This window comes from Enterococcus sp. DIV1304_2 (assembly GCF_050555445.1).
Taxonomy (GTDB): domain Bacteria; phylum Bacillota; class Bacilli; order Lactobacillales; family Enterococcaceae; genus Enterococcus_B; species Enterococcus_B pernyi.
The window spans coordinates 739,550-753,909 of sequence record NZ_CP187851.1 but is presented as its reverse complement, the minus strand read 5'-3'; the positions used below and the strand labels follow the sequence as shown (position 1 = coordinate 753,909).

The 14,360-nt window shown below is 38.0% G+C and carries 11 protein-coding genes; 2 read left to right on the top strand and 9 right to left on the bottom strand.

From position 1 onward, the window contains the following. Positions 1–42 precede the first annotated feature (42 nt). On the bottom strand, positions 43–2,262 hold the full coding sequence (locus IGJ14_RS03560; protein ID WP_104775780.1) for a M60 family metallopeptidase: 2,220 nt from the start codon (positions 2,260–2,262) through the stop codon (positions 43–45). Positions 2,263–2,676: 414 nt separating this feature from the next. Then, positions 2,677–3,867 (bottom strand): MFS transporter, encoded by a 1,191-nt coding sequence (locus tag IGJ14_RS03555; RefSeq protein ID WP_104775779.1) that lies wholly within the window; start codon positions 3,865–3,867, stop codon positions 2,677–2,679. Positions 3,868–4,124: 257 nt separating this feature from the next. Here IGJ14_RS03555 and IGJ14_RS03550 point away from each other — a divergent pair, with 257 nt between their 5' ends. After that, positions 4,125–4,847, top strand: a complete 723-nt coding sequence (locus tag IGJ14_RS03550) for a DUF6577 family protein (RefSeq protein ID WP_104775778.1) — start codon at positions 4,125–4,127, stop codon at positions 4,845–4,847. A gap of 11 nt (positions 4,848–4,858) precedes the next feature. Next, entirely contained in the window at positions 4,859–5,905 is a 1,047-nt protein-coding gene (locus IGJ14_RS03545) for a nucleotidyl transferase AbiEii/AbiGii toxin family protein (RefSeq protein ID WP_104775777.1), read from the top strand. Between the two features lie 179 nt (positions 5,906–6,084). Here IGJ14_RS03545 and IGJ14_RS03540 read toward each other — a convergent pair whose 3' ends face one another. The 7 genes from IGJ14_RS03540 to IGJ14_RS03510 form a co-directional block, all read right to left on the bottom strand. Next, a complete protein-coding gene (locus IGJ14_RS03540; RefSeq protein WP_010736059.1) occupies positions 6,085–6,348 on the bottom strand; it encodes a type B 50S ribosomal protein L31 in 264 nt (87 codons plus the stop codon). Positions 6,349–6,444: 96 nt separating this feature from the next. Next, the gene (gene rho / locus IGJ14_RS03535) at positions 6,445–7,740 is read right to left on the bottom strand and encodes a transcription termination factor Rho (protein WP_010736060.1); all 1,296 of its coding nucleotides are present in this window, start codon (positions 7,738–7,740) and stop codon (positions 6,445–6,447) included. Further along, a complete protein-coding gene (locus tag IGJ14_RS03530; protein ID WP_019722643.1) occupies positions 7,737–9,008 on the bottom strand; it encodes a UDP-N-acetylglucosamine 1-carboxyvinyltransferase in 1,272 nt (423 codons plus the stop codon). Before IGJ14_RS03530 ends, rho begins: the two co-directional genes overlap by 4 nt. A gap of 173 nt (positions 9,009–9,181) precedes the next feature. Continuing rightward, the gene (locus tag IGJ14_RS03525) at positions 9,182–10,051 is read right to left on the bottom strand and encodes a class II fructose-bisphosphate aldolase (protein ID WP_010736062.1); all 870 of its coding nucleotides are present in this window, start codon (positions 10,049–10,051) and stop codon (positions 9,182–9,184) included. Positions 10,052–10,313: 262 nt separating this feature from the next. Beyond that, entirely contained in the window at positions 10,314–11,924 is a 1,611-nt protein-coding gene (locus IGJ14_RS03520; protein ID WP_010736063.1) for a CTP synthase, read from the bottom strand. A gap of 656 nt (positions 11,925–12,580) precedes the next feature. Beyond that, the gene (gene glnA / locus IGJ14_RS03515; RefSeq protein WP_010736064.1) at positions 12,581–13,921 is read right to left on the bottom strand and encodes a type I glutamate--ammonia ligase; all 1,341 of its coding nucleotides are present in this window, start codon (positions 13,919–13,921) and stop codon (positions 12,581–12,583) included. Between the two features lie 29 nt (positions 13,922–13,950). Then, on the bottom strand, positions 13,951–14,346 hold the full coding sequence (locus IGJ14_RS03510; RefSeq protein ID WP_010736065.1) for a MerR family transcriptional regulator: 396 nt from the start codon (positions 14,344–14,346) through the stop codon (positions 13,951–13,953). Between the last annotated feature and the right edge of the window lie 14 nt (positions 14,347–14,360).

The following is a 14,360-nucleotide window of genomic DNA, read 5'->3' as shown; positions in this document are numbered from 1 at the left end:
TACTGTTTTTTTATTCTAGTAAAACTGATTTGTTGCAACTTATTATTTCAATACCCAGACACTGCTTGTTTCGGGATTGCTATTAGTATTCCACCATTTTGCTTCATAAGACTTTCCTTTGTAGACGACTTGATCCCCACCAGAATATGCTTTGTTCGCTACCCAATCTTGTGTTTGTGTTTTATCTACTTTTTCCCATGCTTGAGATGTATCAGGACGTTCACCTCTGACCCACCATTTAGCACGGTATTGGATGCCGTTATAAATCACTAAGTCTCCTGCTGTGTAAATTTGGTCACTGCGCCAAGTATCTTGAATAACATTTTGCTCGTTGGTCTTGATTGTCACTGCCTGACTTTTTCCTGACTCATTACCTGCTCCATCATAAGCACTGACTTGATAAGTATAGCTAGTATTGCTTGCTAGATTTGTATCAGTGAAATTCAAACCTGTTACTGAATTGATTTTCACCCCATCACGATAGATATTGTAGCCAGCTACACGTAAATTATCTGTCGCAGCAGTCCAAAGGATCTGTGCGCTATTAGTCGTTACACTTCCCTGTGTCAAACCTGTAGGGATGCTTGGTGCTTCGTCATCTTTTTCTTCTTGTCTTGTAACAACAGTCAAGAAACTCGTTCTTGCTGATTCGTTCCCTGCTTCATCATAAGCGCTTACCTGATACACATATACTTCGTTGCTCTTTAGATTTCCATCTAAATATTCTGGCTTATCCGTTGTACCCACTTTTACGTTGTTCCTATAGATATTGTACCCTTTGACTTTCGTGTTATCTGAAGATGAGTTCCATGCTAATTTGACAGAATGACTTGTTACCTCATTCGCCGCAAGACCTGTTGGGATCGTCGGTGCTTCTTTGTCATTATTGTTCGTACCACCATCGATATCCCCTACTTCACCTGTCATCTCATCTCGGTATTCCCAGATTTTTTTAGTCAAGCTTGGTAGTTTTTCCATTTCGATTCGACTTTCAGCAGTCACTTGGATGCCCCATTTTTCAAAGAAAGGTTGCAAGTTTTGACCACTGATTTTTGAAGCTGCAACAACAAAATACTGACGTTTTTCTTGTTCCGTCGGCAGTGATCGTTGTTCGTTTCGATACATTTTATGTAAGTTTGGATAGAAATCTTCACCAAATGCTAATTCCAATTGCCAGAACATTCCTAATTTTGTCCAAACGTTTTGGCTATCAAATTGTTTTTGTCCGGTTCCATTCAAATAGTTGAAAATAATTGGATAACGATTATCTCTTTCTAGACGACTACGCTCGCCCAGTCCTTTTTCTGCACGCATAGAATAGATGTTTACTGTGACCTCCGTCAAGTCTTTCCAATTCATTCGTGATAATTGATAGGTATGACCAAGTTCATGCCAAATCCCCCATTGTCCCATAGTCGTAGGATTCAGTACTACTCTCATTGCATCTGAGGTGCTGCTATAAGCTGTATGTTGGTAAAAAGCGTACATATAATAGCCAGACTGAATAGTTTCTCGCAAATGTTGGAACAACCCAACTGGCTTACGATGGACAGTAGAACTACCATCTAAACCAGATGTTTGATTATGGAACGTAATGACTTTCTCATGTGCATTAAGAATCGTCTCAGGATCCTTTGCATCTTGGAGTGTTCGATTCGATCCTGTCACTAACACACGGTCACTGACTAGTTCATAGCCTACTGCTGTCGGATTATCGGCAATCATTTTTGTCCATTCTTGCTGAGTTGTTTCGCCAAGAATAAATCGAGGAATCGTTACCCCGCCTTTGATTTCAATACTTAGTTTTCCTTGCGCTGTTTGACCAGATTCATTACGAATGTGGATCAGACCGACTTGCGAACCAGAAATCACATTACGTCCCTTAACAAGTTGTGTTCCATTTGCCGAGCCTTCCGAAAAATTCGTTAAAGCAGGTGTAGTAACTGTATATGTCGGTAGTTGTGTTTGATCAGTTGATTCATCTACGTATATCTCGATCACATCATTCGCACGTTTATATATTCCGGTCGATTGATTAGTACTCGGACCATATGGATTATCTAAAATAGTTGATCTATATGTATTTAGATTCTCACTCTGTTTGAGTTCTAGTTTAGTAGAAATATTTTGATTGTTTTGTACGATTGCAGATGTGGTAGCTTTTTCATTATCCCCCGAATGAATAACTTCCTCTGCGGTAGTTACATCAGAAAACATAACCATCCCTAACAGTGCAGCGCTAAATAATAAACTTTTCTTCATTTTTAAAATAACTCCCCTAAAATCATTTTTTATTACAAAATAACTATAACATCCACAATAATGTGTTATTTACCAATTTTTCTTCACATCTAAAAAAAATGGAAGAAAATTTATTTTATTTGTGCATCTATCTAAAAAAGCCCATAAAATTGCTGTTTATATCACTATCCTTATCAAATAATGAGGTAAAAAAAATAAACAACAGCACGTTTGTCATATTTTCTCACAGTAATAAAAAAACGTGTTCGGGCTATCCATCCTCTCCCACCATCTGAAATCAAATAAGCGGTAGGAACAGAAGTAACCCTTTTAGAAATAAGGCACCATCCACAAAAATCGTTCTCCGAATTTTTGTGGATGACGCCTTATTTAATGAGACTTCCCGATCTCGTGTTAGAAACAATATTAGGCTTTTCAAGCAAATAGATTTTTCTTATATTGACCAATGAGCGCCACAAGTATAAGAAGTAATCCTGAACAAAGATAAACGAGTTTCACGCCAAAAAGATCAGCAATTTTCCCCATAACTAGCATCGCAGTCGAAAAAGTGCCCATATGGATAACTCCTGATATCGCATACACAGAAAGTAACTTTTCTTCTGAAATCTTTTGCTGAATGATCGTTGCTTGCGGAATATTTTTTATCTGGAAAAAGATTCCGATCATCAACGTACAGAGCAAAACAAATGACGCATAAGGGAGCAACACGACTAGCAAAGTTGCTACACCACCCAAAAAAGAGCCTCCTACGATTGCTTTTCCTTTACTTTTATCAAAAAATTCCGGACTTTTCATCACGATCAAACTTCCGAGTAACGCGCCAATAAAATAAGCAGTATTGATATAGCCCCACCAGTTAGCTGGTTGTTCCAATAATACCGATACAAAAACCAGCACAATAGAAGAGGCCCATGCGGTATTGGCAATTCCTTCTATTGTATCCATGATCACGACTATCCGTATCAAAGGCTCTCGCCAAACGTATTGCCAACCTTTTTTCAACTCTTGCCATTTTGAGTGATTTGCTGCTTTTTCAACAGCTTTAGGTAGAAATAAAAATAAAACAGAACAAACTAAAAATAGTCCAACATCTATCCAAACTAACTCAGAAACAGAAAACCAAATAAGTAGAGAAGCACCTACCGCCCAACTGCCGATATTAACGACTTGAAGCATCGTGCTAAATAAACTATTTGCCCGAATCAACTGATCTTTTTTGATATATCGAGGAATAAGTGCCATACTGACTGGTTCCGCACATCCGTCTAAAAATGCAATACAAGCTATCAAAAGATAAATCACGCCTAGGTTACTTGGTTTAGGCAAATAAGAGAGATAGACTGCTAGAACGGTCAAAATAATGGTCTTCATTATTTGACTCCATTTCAACATGCTATCAAGCGATATTTTCATGGATAATAAGGGTGTCAAAAAGCTAGCCAACATCATTGCTCCTGTTACAACGACTGGTACAACGGCTGAAGCAAATGCTGAATTTGTCCAAGAAAAAACTGCACTGATGATTGCTACTGTATAAATCGTATCACCGATATTCGCTACTGCTTGACCGAACATCAAACACAAAAAAGCTTTTTTATCCTTCATTTTTTTCTCCTTTTTCTGCGCCTCTTCTCTTACATGTTTTTGTTGCATGAGATTATTAATTACCAAATAATCAATGTGAGGTCTTGCCATCTCTTTTGTAATCTATATTATCACAAGTCAGACTTTAAAAATTAGAGATTAGAATAATAAAAATATTCGGGTCATAATTTGATTTACACCCAATTATTTGGTAGAATTAAACAAACATTCGGGTTGAAAATTCGTTTAAACCCAATTATTTGCCCAGGAGAATTATTATGTCTAGTAATTTATACAAAAATGAGCTAATTGATTATTTAAAAAACAAATCAGAAGTTTCCACGCAAGAACTCTTGGTATTTTATCGGCAATTCACTCCCGAATTACCATTAAATACATTACGTTGGCGAATTTATGCGCTCAAGCAACAAGGAATCATATATAGTCCCAAAAGAGGTGTCTATGCACTCAATGAAAAGGAGACATTTGCTTTAGTACCTAATGATAAAATTTTACGCATAGCCAACCTTTTACAAACTAAGTTTCCGTATATGAATTTCAGTATATATTCTACAGGATGGATTGGGAATTTATCCAATCACATGTATCAGACAAATAATTTAATCATCGAGATTGAGATTGATACCTTAAATGCTGCCTTTCATTATTTGAAGGAACGGTTTCCAAATACTTTTGTATCCCCAGATCAAAAGATGTATGACTACTATATTAACCCCTCAGAAGAAAATATTATTGTCAATAGGTTATATGTTGATGCTCCTTTAAATAGGTTTGATGGGAGCTTTTATACTCCTAAAATAGAAAAATTAATTGTCGATTTGCTTGTAAACAATCCGATTATTCTTCCAATCAGTTCTTCAGAAATCCAGACAATTATCTCTACTGCTCTAGATACGTACAATATTAATTATTCAACACTTACCCGTTACGCAAACAAGAGAAATGTACACCAAGAACTAAAAAAAATATTGCCTATATAAGGAGAAGAAGAATGATTCAAGAATCAAGTTTTACTACTGACTGGTATGCCTCTGTAGAAAATAACTATCAAAACTTAGATCATAACTTATTGGACAAAGTAACTCACGCTTTATATTTACTAGAAAAGCTTACAGATACTCAATTAGAGTTTATTTTCAAGGGTGGAACTTGTTTGCTTTTATTACTGGAAAAAATCAAACGATTCTCTATTGATATTGATATTGTTATTACTGAAATAATCTCCAAAGAAAAACTTGCTAATACGTTGCAAACAGTTATTGACTGTTCTATTTTTACCCGATTTGAAGAACAATCACGCTATCAAACTGAGATTCCAAAGGCCCATTTCAAGTTTTTCTATCCATCGCCATTAGATGGTACAGAATCCTATGTGTTACTTGATATTTTATTTGAACCCTCTCCCTACAATCATTTAATAGAACTTCCAATCAAAAGTCCTTTTATTATTACTTTACCACCAAACAAAACAGTTTCCGTCCCAGATATCGAAAACATTCTAGGCGATAAGTTAACTGCATTTGCCCCAAATACTACTGGTATTCCTTACAATAAAGGAAAAGAAATGGAAATTATTAAGCAGTTATTTGATATTGAAAGTTTATTTGATCAAGCAATTGATTTAGGTAAAATAAGAGCTGCATTCAACAAATGTGCTAAACAAGAACTTATATATCGTGAATTGAGTAGCTTGAATCCTGAAGATGTTTTAGACGATATCTTAAAGACCGCATGTATCATTGGAGGGCGTGGTAGTAGCTATAAAGAAACATTCTTAAAATTAGAAGATGGAATACGTAGAATCAAGTCTCATATCATTAGTAGAAACTATATTTTAGAAGAAGCTGTGGTCAGTGCTTCTAAAGCTGCATATTTAGCTTGTCTGTTAAAATCTAATCATACTAATATTGACCATTACAATTCCTCTAAACCTTTATCTGAACTAACTGGCGTTCCACTCTTTAAAAAAATGGGAAAGATTAAAAAATTTAGTCCAGAAGCATATTATTATTTTGTGAAGGCTCAAGAAATTATTTAGATATAACAAACGAATAAACTTAACATTTATGATTATTCGTAAACACATAACCAGTAATCAGAAGAAACAGCAAATCGTTTTGCAGTTTTTATGAGCTCTACATAAGAATTACAAAAGATCAAAAAAACAGACTATCCTGATAGGATAGTCTGTTAAACCTTGACTTAACAATGGTTTGATTATTCTGCAGCGTTTTCGTCTTTGAGACCGTATTTTTTGTTGAAACGGTCCACACGTCCGTCTGCTTGTGTGAATTTTTGACGTCCAGTGTAGAATGGATGTGAGTCAGAAGTTACTTCGACACGGATGACTGGGTATGTATTACCGTCTTCCCATTCAACTGTTTCTTGTGAAGTTTTTGTTGAACCTGACAAGAATTTGAAACCAGTTGTAGAATCCAAAAATACGACTGGATGGTAATCTGGATGGATATTTTCTTTCATGCTATTCGCTCCTTTGCCCTGCTTCATTTGCTGAACCAGAGTTGATTTGTCGATTTACAACATTTACATCTTACCATGTTTCCTATAAGCTTGCAATTATCTTTTTAAATTTCTTGTGGGATTTTTTTTGCCAAAAGAAACATCTTGGAAATCTTTAAAAAATTGTTGGTTATTTTTAGTTTTTCGCAAGAAACGGATCAATTGTTCCGTATATTCTAATGAGTCGCCAATCATATGCTTACGGAGTTTCCAGATTTCTTCTAGCTGATCACTATCCATCAATAACTCTTCTTTACGAGTACCTGATTTTTTGATGTCGATGGCAGGGAAAATACGGCGTTCTGATAATTCACGAGATAGTTGTAATTCTAAGTTCCCTGTTCCTTTGAATTCTTCATAGATGACATCATCCATCCGACTACCAGTATCAACTAATGCTGTTGCCAAAATCGTCAAGCTACCGCCTTCTTCGATATTTCTAGCAGCACCAAAGAATTTCTTCGGTTTGTACAATGCCGCCGGGTCGATTCCTCCACTCAATGTACGACCACTTGGCGGTACAACTAAGTTATATGCGCGCGCTAATCTTGTGATACTGTCCATCAAGATAACTACATCTCGTTTGTCTTCGACTAAACGCATGGCACGCTCTAAAACCAATTCAGAAACCCGCGTGTGGTTTTGTGGTTGCAGATCAAATGTGGAAGAAACCACATCGCCTTTGACACTACGCTCAAGATCGGTTACTTCTTCAGGTCTTTCGTCGATCAATAGGACGATCAATTCCACTTCTGGATGATTTTCAGTGATTCCATTAGCGATTTCTTTCAAGATGGATGTTTTTCCTGCTTTCGGCGGTGCAACGATCAATCCACGTTGTCCAAAGCCAATCGGCGAGAAAATATCGATCATGCGTGTTGCAATTTGTTGCGGTGTCGTTTCTAAACGAAGTTGCTTCTCCGGATAAAGCGGCGTCAATGCTGGGAAATGCGGGCGCTCTTTCGCATCTTCCGGATCTCTCCCATTGACACTTTCAACGTGCATCAATCCGTAATATCGTTCTGATTCTTTAGGCGGTCTTGCTTTACCAGCTACTTTGTCACCGTTTCTTAAACTGAAGCGACGAATTTGGGAGGCAGAGATATAAATATCTTCGACACTTGGACCATAGTTGATCGGACGCAAAAAACCATAGCCGTCTTGTCCAACGATATCTAAAATCCCCTCCATATAGTAAAAGCCTTGTTTTTCAGCCTGAGCTCGAATAACAGCTAGGGATAATTCCTTTTTGTTCATCTTACTGTAATAAGGAATCTTAAATTCTTTTGCATAACTGTAAACATCTTTTAGTGTTTTGTTTTCCAGTTCGGCCATTGTCAAATAATCGCTCATTCGGCTTCCACTTCCTCCACCATTTTGATACTTGCTCCGATTGCTGTTAATTTCTCGATGATATGATCATAACCACGCAAAATATATTCGACATTATAAATCGTTGTCGTGCCTTCTGCCATCAATCCTGCGATCACTAAACAAGCCCCTGCGCGTAGATCTGAAGCAACAACTTCAGCGCCATGGAGTTTATTCGGCCCATTCAGGATGATCATATTACCTTCTACTGAGATATCAGCACCCATTCGTGCTAATTCAGGAACATGATTCACTCGCTTCGAATAGATCGTATCCACGATCTCAGCAGTACCAGTTGTCATCAATAATAACGGTGTCAACGGTTGTTGTAAGTCTGTGGCAAAACCTGGATACGGATAAGTCATCACATTCGCGGCTTTTAAATTCTTTGAAGGATAGACTTCGATCTCGTCTTCACTGATTTTCATGCTCACACCGATTTCTTGAAGTTTAGCAATAAAACTTTCAAGATGCTCATAGATCACATTCTTGATTTTCACGCCATTCCCTGCGGCAGCAGCTACAGCCAAATAAGTCCCTGCTTCGATACGGTCAGGAATCATGAAATGACGGCAGCCATGCAGTTCTTCTACTCCTTCAATACGGATAACATCAGTACCTGCTCCACGGATCTTGGCACCCATATTGTTCAATAATGTCGCAACATCAATGATTTCAGGTTCACGCGCCGCATTTTCGATCGTCGTCTGTCCTTTTGCTTTCACTGCTGCTAACATGATATTGATCGTTGCACCAACAGAAATCACATCCATAAACACACGATTTCCGTGAAGCGTTTTGTTTTCTGTTCGTAGGTACATCGCACCATGTTCATTGGTTACCTTTGCTCCTAACGCTTCAAATCCTTTGATATGAAGGTCGATTGGACGCGGACCAAGATAACAGCCGCCTGGTAGACCAACAACTGCTTCGCCAAATTTAGCTAATAAGGTGCCCATAAAATAGTAAGAAGCACGCAAGCTATTGATCTTCCCACTTGGCATCGGTACTGAAACGACACCACGTGGATCGATTTCTAATACATTGTTTTCAAAACGGACAGTTGCGCCCATGATTTCTAAAATTTCTATCAATGAATGAACATCTTGAATGTCAGGTACACCTTCCAAGATCACAGGAGAATCTGCTAAAATCGCTGCTGGTATCAAGGCAACTGCACTATTTTTAGCACCACTGATCGTTACTTCACCAGTCAATGGACGATTTCCTTCGATGATTATTTTTTTCATTTGTTCCCCACCTTGTTTATTCCTCAAATTTTATACATATGCTTGTATTTTATCATAGATGAAACGAAGAAACGAGTATCGTTCCTTTTATTTAAATAAAAAAAGAGAACAATCGCCGGATCGGCACATTGTTCTCTTCTATCAGTTATCTCGTTCGATCTAACTTTTATCGATTATGCTTTGTTAGCAGAACCGAACCAGTCGATATGAGATTCAGCATCTTTAACGATTGCTGCTTTACCTGGTGCTAATAATTTACGAGGGTCAAATCCTTTACCTTCGCGGTCTTTACCAGCTTCGATATATTCACGAGTTGCTGCAGCAAATGATAATTGGAATTCAGTGTTCACATTTACTTTAGAAATACCCATTGAGATAGCTTTTTCGATTTGATCTTGAGGAATACCAGATCCGCCGTGTAATACTAAAGGTACATCTGAACCTACAGCATCAGCAATTGCTTGTAAGTGATCAAATGCTAATCCGCTCCAGTTTTCTGGATATTGACCGTGGATGTTACCAATACCACATGCTAAGTAGTCAATACCTGTTGCTACCATTTGTTTACATTCTTCGATGTCTGCTAATTCGCCTGTTCCGATGATTCCATCTTCTTCTCCACCGATTGAACCAACTTCACACTCAACTGAGATTCCTTTAGCGTGAGCTTTTTCAACAACGTCTCTAGCTAATTTCAAGTTTTCTTCGAATGGTAAATGAGAACCATCGAACATAACTGAAGTATAGCCAACTTCGATACATTCTAATGCAGCATCGTAGTCACCGTGGTCTAAATGGATTGCCACTGGAACAGTGATGTTCATTGATTCAACTAAATTAGTGATCATGTCTTTACATACTTTGTAACCACCCATGTATTTAGCTGCACCCATTGAAGTTTGGATAAGTACTGGTGCTTTTTTAGCTTCAGCTGCTTCTAAGATCGCTTGAGTCCATTCTAAGTTGTTTGTGTTGAACCCGCCGACAGCATAACCGCCTTTACGAGCAGCTTGTAAAAATTCAGCTCCTGATACTACTGGCATAATAAATTCCTCCTAAATTTTGTGAAAACTAAATTTGTTAAGATGATCCTTAACCAACGAACCTATTTTACCAAACATTTCACTAGTTTTCTACTAAAATCAATAAAAATGAAAATTTTCAAGACGCTTTTTTCATTAAATAAATAAAATCCACCGAAATATCGTAGGTAAAAGGTTCTCTATAAACATTTAAAATATTTATTAATAACAATTCTAATAATTTGACACCCGCTGATTTTGACGGATCAATTTCTAGTATTTTTTATTTTGATTCGCGTTCCGTTAACGAAGCACCAACAAATGCTTTGATCAATTTTTGCGGACGGTTCGGACGTGAAATCAATTCTGGATGGAATTGACAACCAACAAAGAATTTCTTATCTGTGATCTCAACGATCTCAACTAAACGATTGTCTGGAGAGACACCTGAGAAGACTAAGCCATGTTCTTCAAATTGTTGACGGTATTTATTGTTGAATTCATAGCGATGACGATGACGTTCTTGAACCACTTCTGCCCCATCATAAGCTGTAGCAGTAGTCGTGCCTTTTTTGACTTTACATGGGTAAAGCCCTAAACGTAATGTTCCACCAAGATTTTCAATGTTTTCTTGATCTGCCATCAAGTCGATGATGTTGTTTGCAGTTTCTGGAATCGTTTCTGCTGAAGCAGCGTCTTCTAGACCTACAACGTTACGTGCAAATTCAACACAAGCCATTTGCATCCCTAAACAAATTCCTAAGAATGGGACATCATTTTCACGCGCATAACGAATGGCTTCGATTTTGCCTTCGATTCCTCGATCACCAAACCCACCTGGTACTAAGATCCCATCGGCCTCTTTCAATCGTTCATCCACATTTTCACTCGTTAACTCATGGGCTTTTACCCAATCCAATTCGATATCCGCATCAAACGCAAAACCTGAGTGTTTCAATGCTTCAACAACTGAGATATACGCATCAGGTAATTCAACATATTTCCCTACTAAAGCAATGCGAACTTTTTTCTTCAAGTTCAAGACACGATTTTCTAATGCTTTCCATTCGGTCATATCTGCTTCTGGTGTTGAAAGCTTCAAATGATCACAAACGATCCGATCCATTCCTTGTGATTGCAATAATAACGGGATTGAATATAGTGTATCTACGTCTGGTGATTCGATTACTGCTTCTGGTTCAACATCACAAAATTGTGCCAATTTATTTTTGACATCTTGAGATACTGGTTGCTCTGTACGCACGACTAAGATGTTTGGTTGGATACCTAATCCACGTAATTCTTTTACGCTGTGTTGTGTTGGTTTAGTTTTCATTTCACCAGCCGCTTTTAAATAAGGAATCAACGTTGTATGGATATACATCACATTGTCAGAGCCAACATCAGCTTTCATTTGACGCAACGCTTCTAAGAATGGCAGTGATTCGATATCCCCAACTGTGCCGCCGACCTCTGTGATAATGATATCTGAGTCAGTCATTTTAGCTGCACGCATGATTTTTTCTTTGATTTCATTCGTAATATGCGGAATCACTTGGACAGTTGCACCTAAGTACTCCCCTTTACGTTCTTTACGTAAGACTTCTGAATAAATTTTTCCTGTCGTCACATTGGAGTATTTGTTCAAGTTGATGTCAATAAAACGTTCGTAGTGGCCTAAGTCCAAATCCGTTTCTGCTCCATCATCTGTAACGAAAACTTCTCCGTGTTGGTATGGACTCATTGTTCCTGGGTCCACGTTGATGTATGGATCAAATTTTTGGATCGTTACTTTCAATCCACGATTTTTCAACAAACGGCCTAAAGATGCTGCTACGATCCCTTTACCAATCGATGAAACCACGCCGCCTGTCACAAAAATGTATTTTGTCATATGTTCAAAAACTCCTTCTTGTTTTATCTGCAGGAAAAGTCTAAGAAAATAAATAAGGCTCCCTATCCTTCTAAAGAATAGGGAGCGTTGATTTCTGTAAACTTCTGACCCTCTAAAAGGGTGCCCAAGGTGTATATTACAAGCTATCTAAACGAAAGTCAAGTATTCAATTACGTTTATACCTACTTGATGGATAAAAGCACTTTCACTGACGTCAATACATTAAGTCCTATGAAACGGAATAAAAATAGTGAAAAAAATATTACTATATATATCGAAATAGTTGGAACAAAAAATCTCATAAACGATCAAATAATCGCTTTATAGGAAAATTTTATTTGGATGTCACCTTTTTTACTCCTTTCCATACTCTATCAAAGCAGGTAATGGGAAAGTTTTCTCAGGATCCACTACAAACGAGCCACAAGGCCAAAAATTCACACTCCAGTGATGAAGAAAAAAAGCGTCTGAGACATTAATCCTCTTGTACCACCTAAAACCGAATAAACGGCAGAAACAGAAGTAACCTCTTTGGAAATAAGGCGCCATCCACAAAAATTTGAAGAACAATTTTCGTGGATGGCGCCTTATTTCTCGAGGCTGAACACTTCTGTCACGACCTCTTCTATACTTTTCTTTGATTTAACGGGATTTTATTAGTAAAGCTCTAAATATTGTTCTCTTTCCCATTCAGAAACGGTTTGTCTAAAGGCTGCCCATTCCAGACGTTTGGCTTCCACAAAGTTTGCAAAGATATGATTGCCTAACGCATCGATCATCACTTTGTCTTTGCGCAATTCTTTGATGGCATTGTGGATCGTTGATGGAAGATCTTGGATTTGCGCTTCTTCACGTTCTTCTTCGTTCATCACGTAGATGTTACGATCAACAGCCGGTGGGGGTGTCAATTCATTACGGATACCATCTAAACCTGCTTGTAATAAAACAGCCATTGCTAGGTATGGGTTCGCTGCTGGATCGACAGAACGTAATTCTAAACGAGTGGATAAACCACGAGATTCCGGTACACGTACCAATGGCGAACGATTACGTCCACTCCATGCCACGTAAACAGGTGCTTCGTAGCCTGGAACTAAACGTTTATAAGAGTTGACCGTCGGATTGCAGACCGCCGTATACGCGCGCGCATGTTTCAGTAAGCCACCTAAGAAATGATACGCAGTTTGACTTAATTCTAGATCTCCGTCTTTATCGTAAAAGGCATTTCCATCTTCATTGAATAAAGACATATTGCAGTGCATTCCAGAACCGTTGATCCCGAATAATGGTTTTGGCATGAAAGTCGCATGCAAGCCATGTTTACGAGCGATGGTTTTCACGACTAATTTAAACGTTTGGATATTGTCACAAGCATCAACGACATCCGCATATTTGAAGTCGATCTCGTGTTGTCCAGGAGCCACTTCATGGTGAGAAGCCTCCACTTCAAAGCCTAAGCTTTCTAATTCCAATACGATATCTCGACGGCAATTTTCGCCTAGATCCGTTGGTGCAAAATCGAAGTAACCACCTTTGTCATTCAACGTCGTAGTGATGCCACCATCTTCATCTAATTTGAACAAGAAGAATTCTGGTTCAGGCCCTAAATTAAATGAGGTAAAGCCAAGTTTTTTCATATCGTTTAATGAACGTTTCAGATTGCCACGAGGGTCACCAGCAAATGGAGTACCATCTGGATTATAAATGTCACAAATCAGGCGCGCCACTTTGCCGTGGTCGCTTTCCCATGGGAAAATCATCCAAGTAGAAAGATCAGGATACAAGTACATATCACTTTCTTCGATTCTGACAAATCCTTCAATCGAAGAACCATCAAACATCATTTTATTCTCAAGTACTTTGTCGATTTGACTCACTGGAACTTCAACATTTTTGATTGTTCCTAATATATCTGTAAACATCAAACGTAAAAAGCGTACGTTCTCATCCTCAATGATTCGTTTAATTTCTTCGCCTGTGATTTGTTTCTTTACCATGGTATCCCTCTTTCTTTTTTTTATTTCATTCAGTCAAAGTATTGACGTTGTTGCAAGCCTTGTGACTGATAATGTCCTGTTTTGGCTAACCCGCCTTGAGCTAATATCTCATCACGGAAAATTTGACGAACGTCGTGATCGGTCAGCGGTTTTTTACTTTTTTCTTCTTGTTTTTTCGCCTGTGCCATTTCATAGACCCGTTTGATTCCAGCCATATTCAATCCTTCTGAAAGATAATCCTTGATTTCTAATAGAATATCGATATCATTCAATGAATACATGCGTCGATTTCCTTCACTTCGCTCGGGATGAACAAATTCCTGTTCTTCATAATACCTGATTTGTCGAGCAGTCAAGTCTGTTAGTTTCATAACTGTACCAATTGGAAATACTGACATTGAACGACGTAATTCCTTTTCTCCCATCTGACGTCTCCTTT

Excerpts from the sequence above, each read along its gene's own strand:
- IGJ14_RS03560 (WP_104775780.1), bottom strand. The coding sequence starts at position 2,262 with ATGAAGAAAAGTTTATTATTTAGCGCTGCACTGTTAGGGATGGTTATG.
- IGJ14_RS03555 (WP_104775779.1), bottom strand. The coding sequence starts at position 3,867 with ATGAAGGATAAAAAAGCTTTTTTGTGTTTGATGTTCGGTCAAGCAGTA.
- IGJ14_RS03550 (WP_104775778.1), top strand. The coding sequence starts at position 4,125 with ATGTCTAGTAATTTATACAAAAATGAGCTAATTGATTATTTAAAAAAC.
- IGJ14_RS03545 (WP_104775777.1), top strand. The coding sequence starts at position 4,859 with ATGATTCAAGAATCAAGTTTTACTACTGACTGGTATGCCTCTGTAGAA.
- IGJ14_RS03540 (WP_010736059.1), bottom strand. The coding sequence starts at position 6,348 with ATGAAAGAAAATATCCATCCAGATTACCATCCAGTCGTATTTTTGGAT.
- rho (WP_010736060.1), bottom strand. The coding sequence starts at position 7,740 with ATGAGCGATTATTTGACAATGGCCGAACTGGAAAACAAAACACTAAAA.
- IGJ14_RS03530 (WP_019722643.1), bottom strand. The coding sequence starts at position 9,008 with ATGAAAAAAATAATCATCGAAGGAAATCGTCCATTGACTGGTGAAGTA.
- IGJ14_RS03525 (WP_010736062.1), bottom strand. The coding sequence starts at position 10,051 with ATGCCAGTAGTATCAGGAGCTGAATTTTTACAAGCTGCTCGTAAAGGC.
- IGJ14_RS03520 (WP_010736063.1), bottom strand. The coding sequence starts at position 11,924 with ATGACAAAATACATTTTTGTGACAGGCGGCGTGGTTTCATCGATTGGT.
- glnA (WP_010736064.1), bottom strand. The coding sequence starts at position 13,921 with ATGGTAAAGAAACAAATCACAGGCGAAGAAATTAAACGAATCATTGAG.
- IGJ14_RS03510 (WP_010736065.1), bottom strand. The coding sequence starts at position 14,346 with ATGGGAGAAAAGGAATTACGTCGTTCAATGTCAGTATTTCCAATTGGT.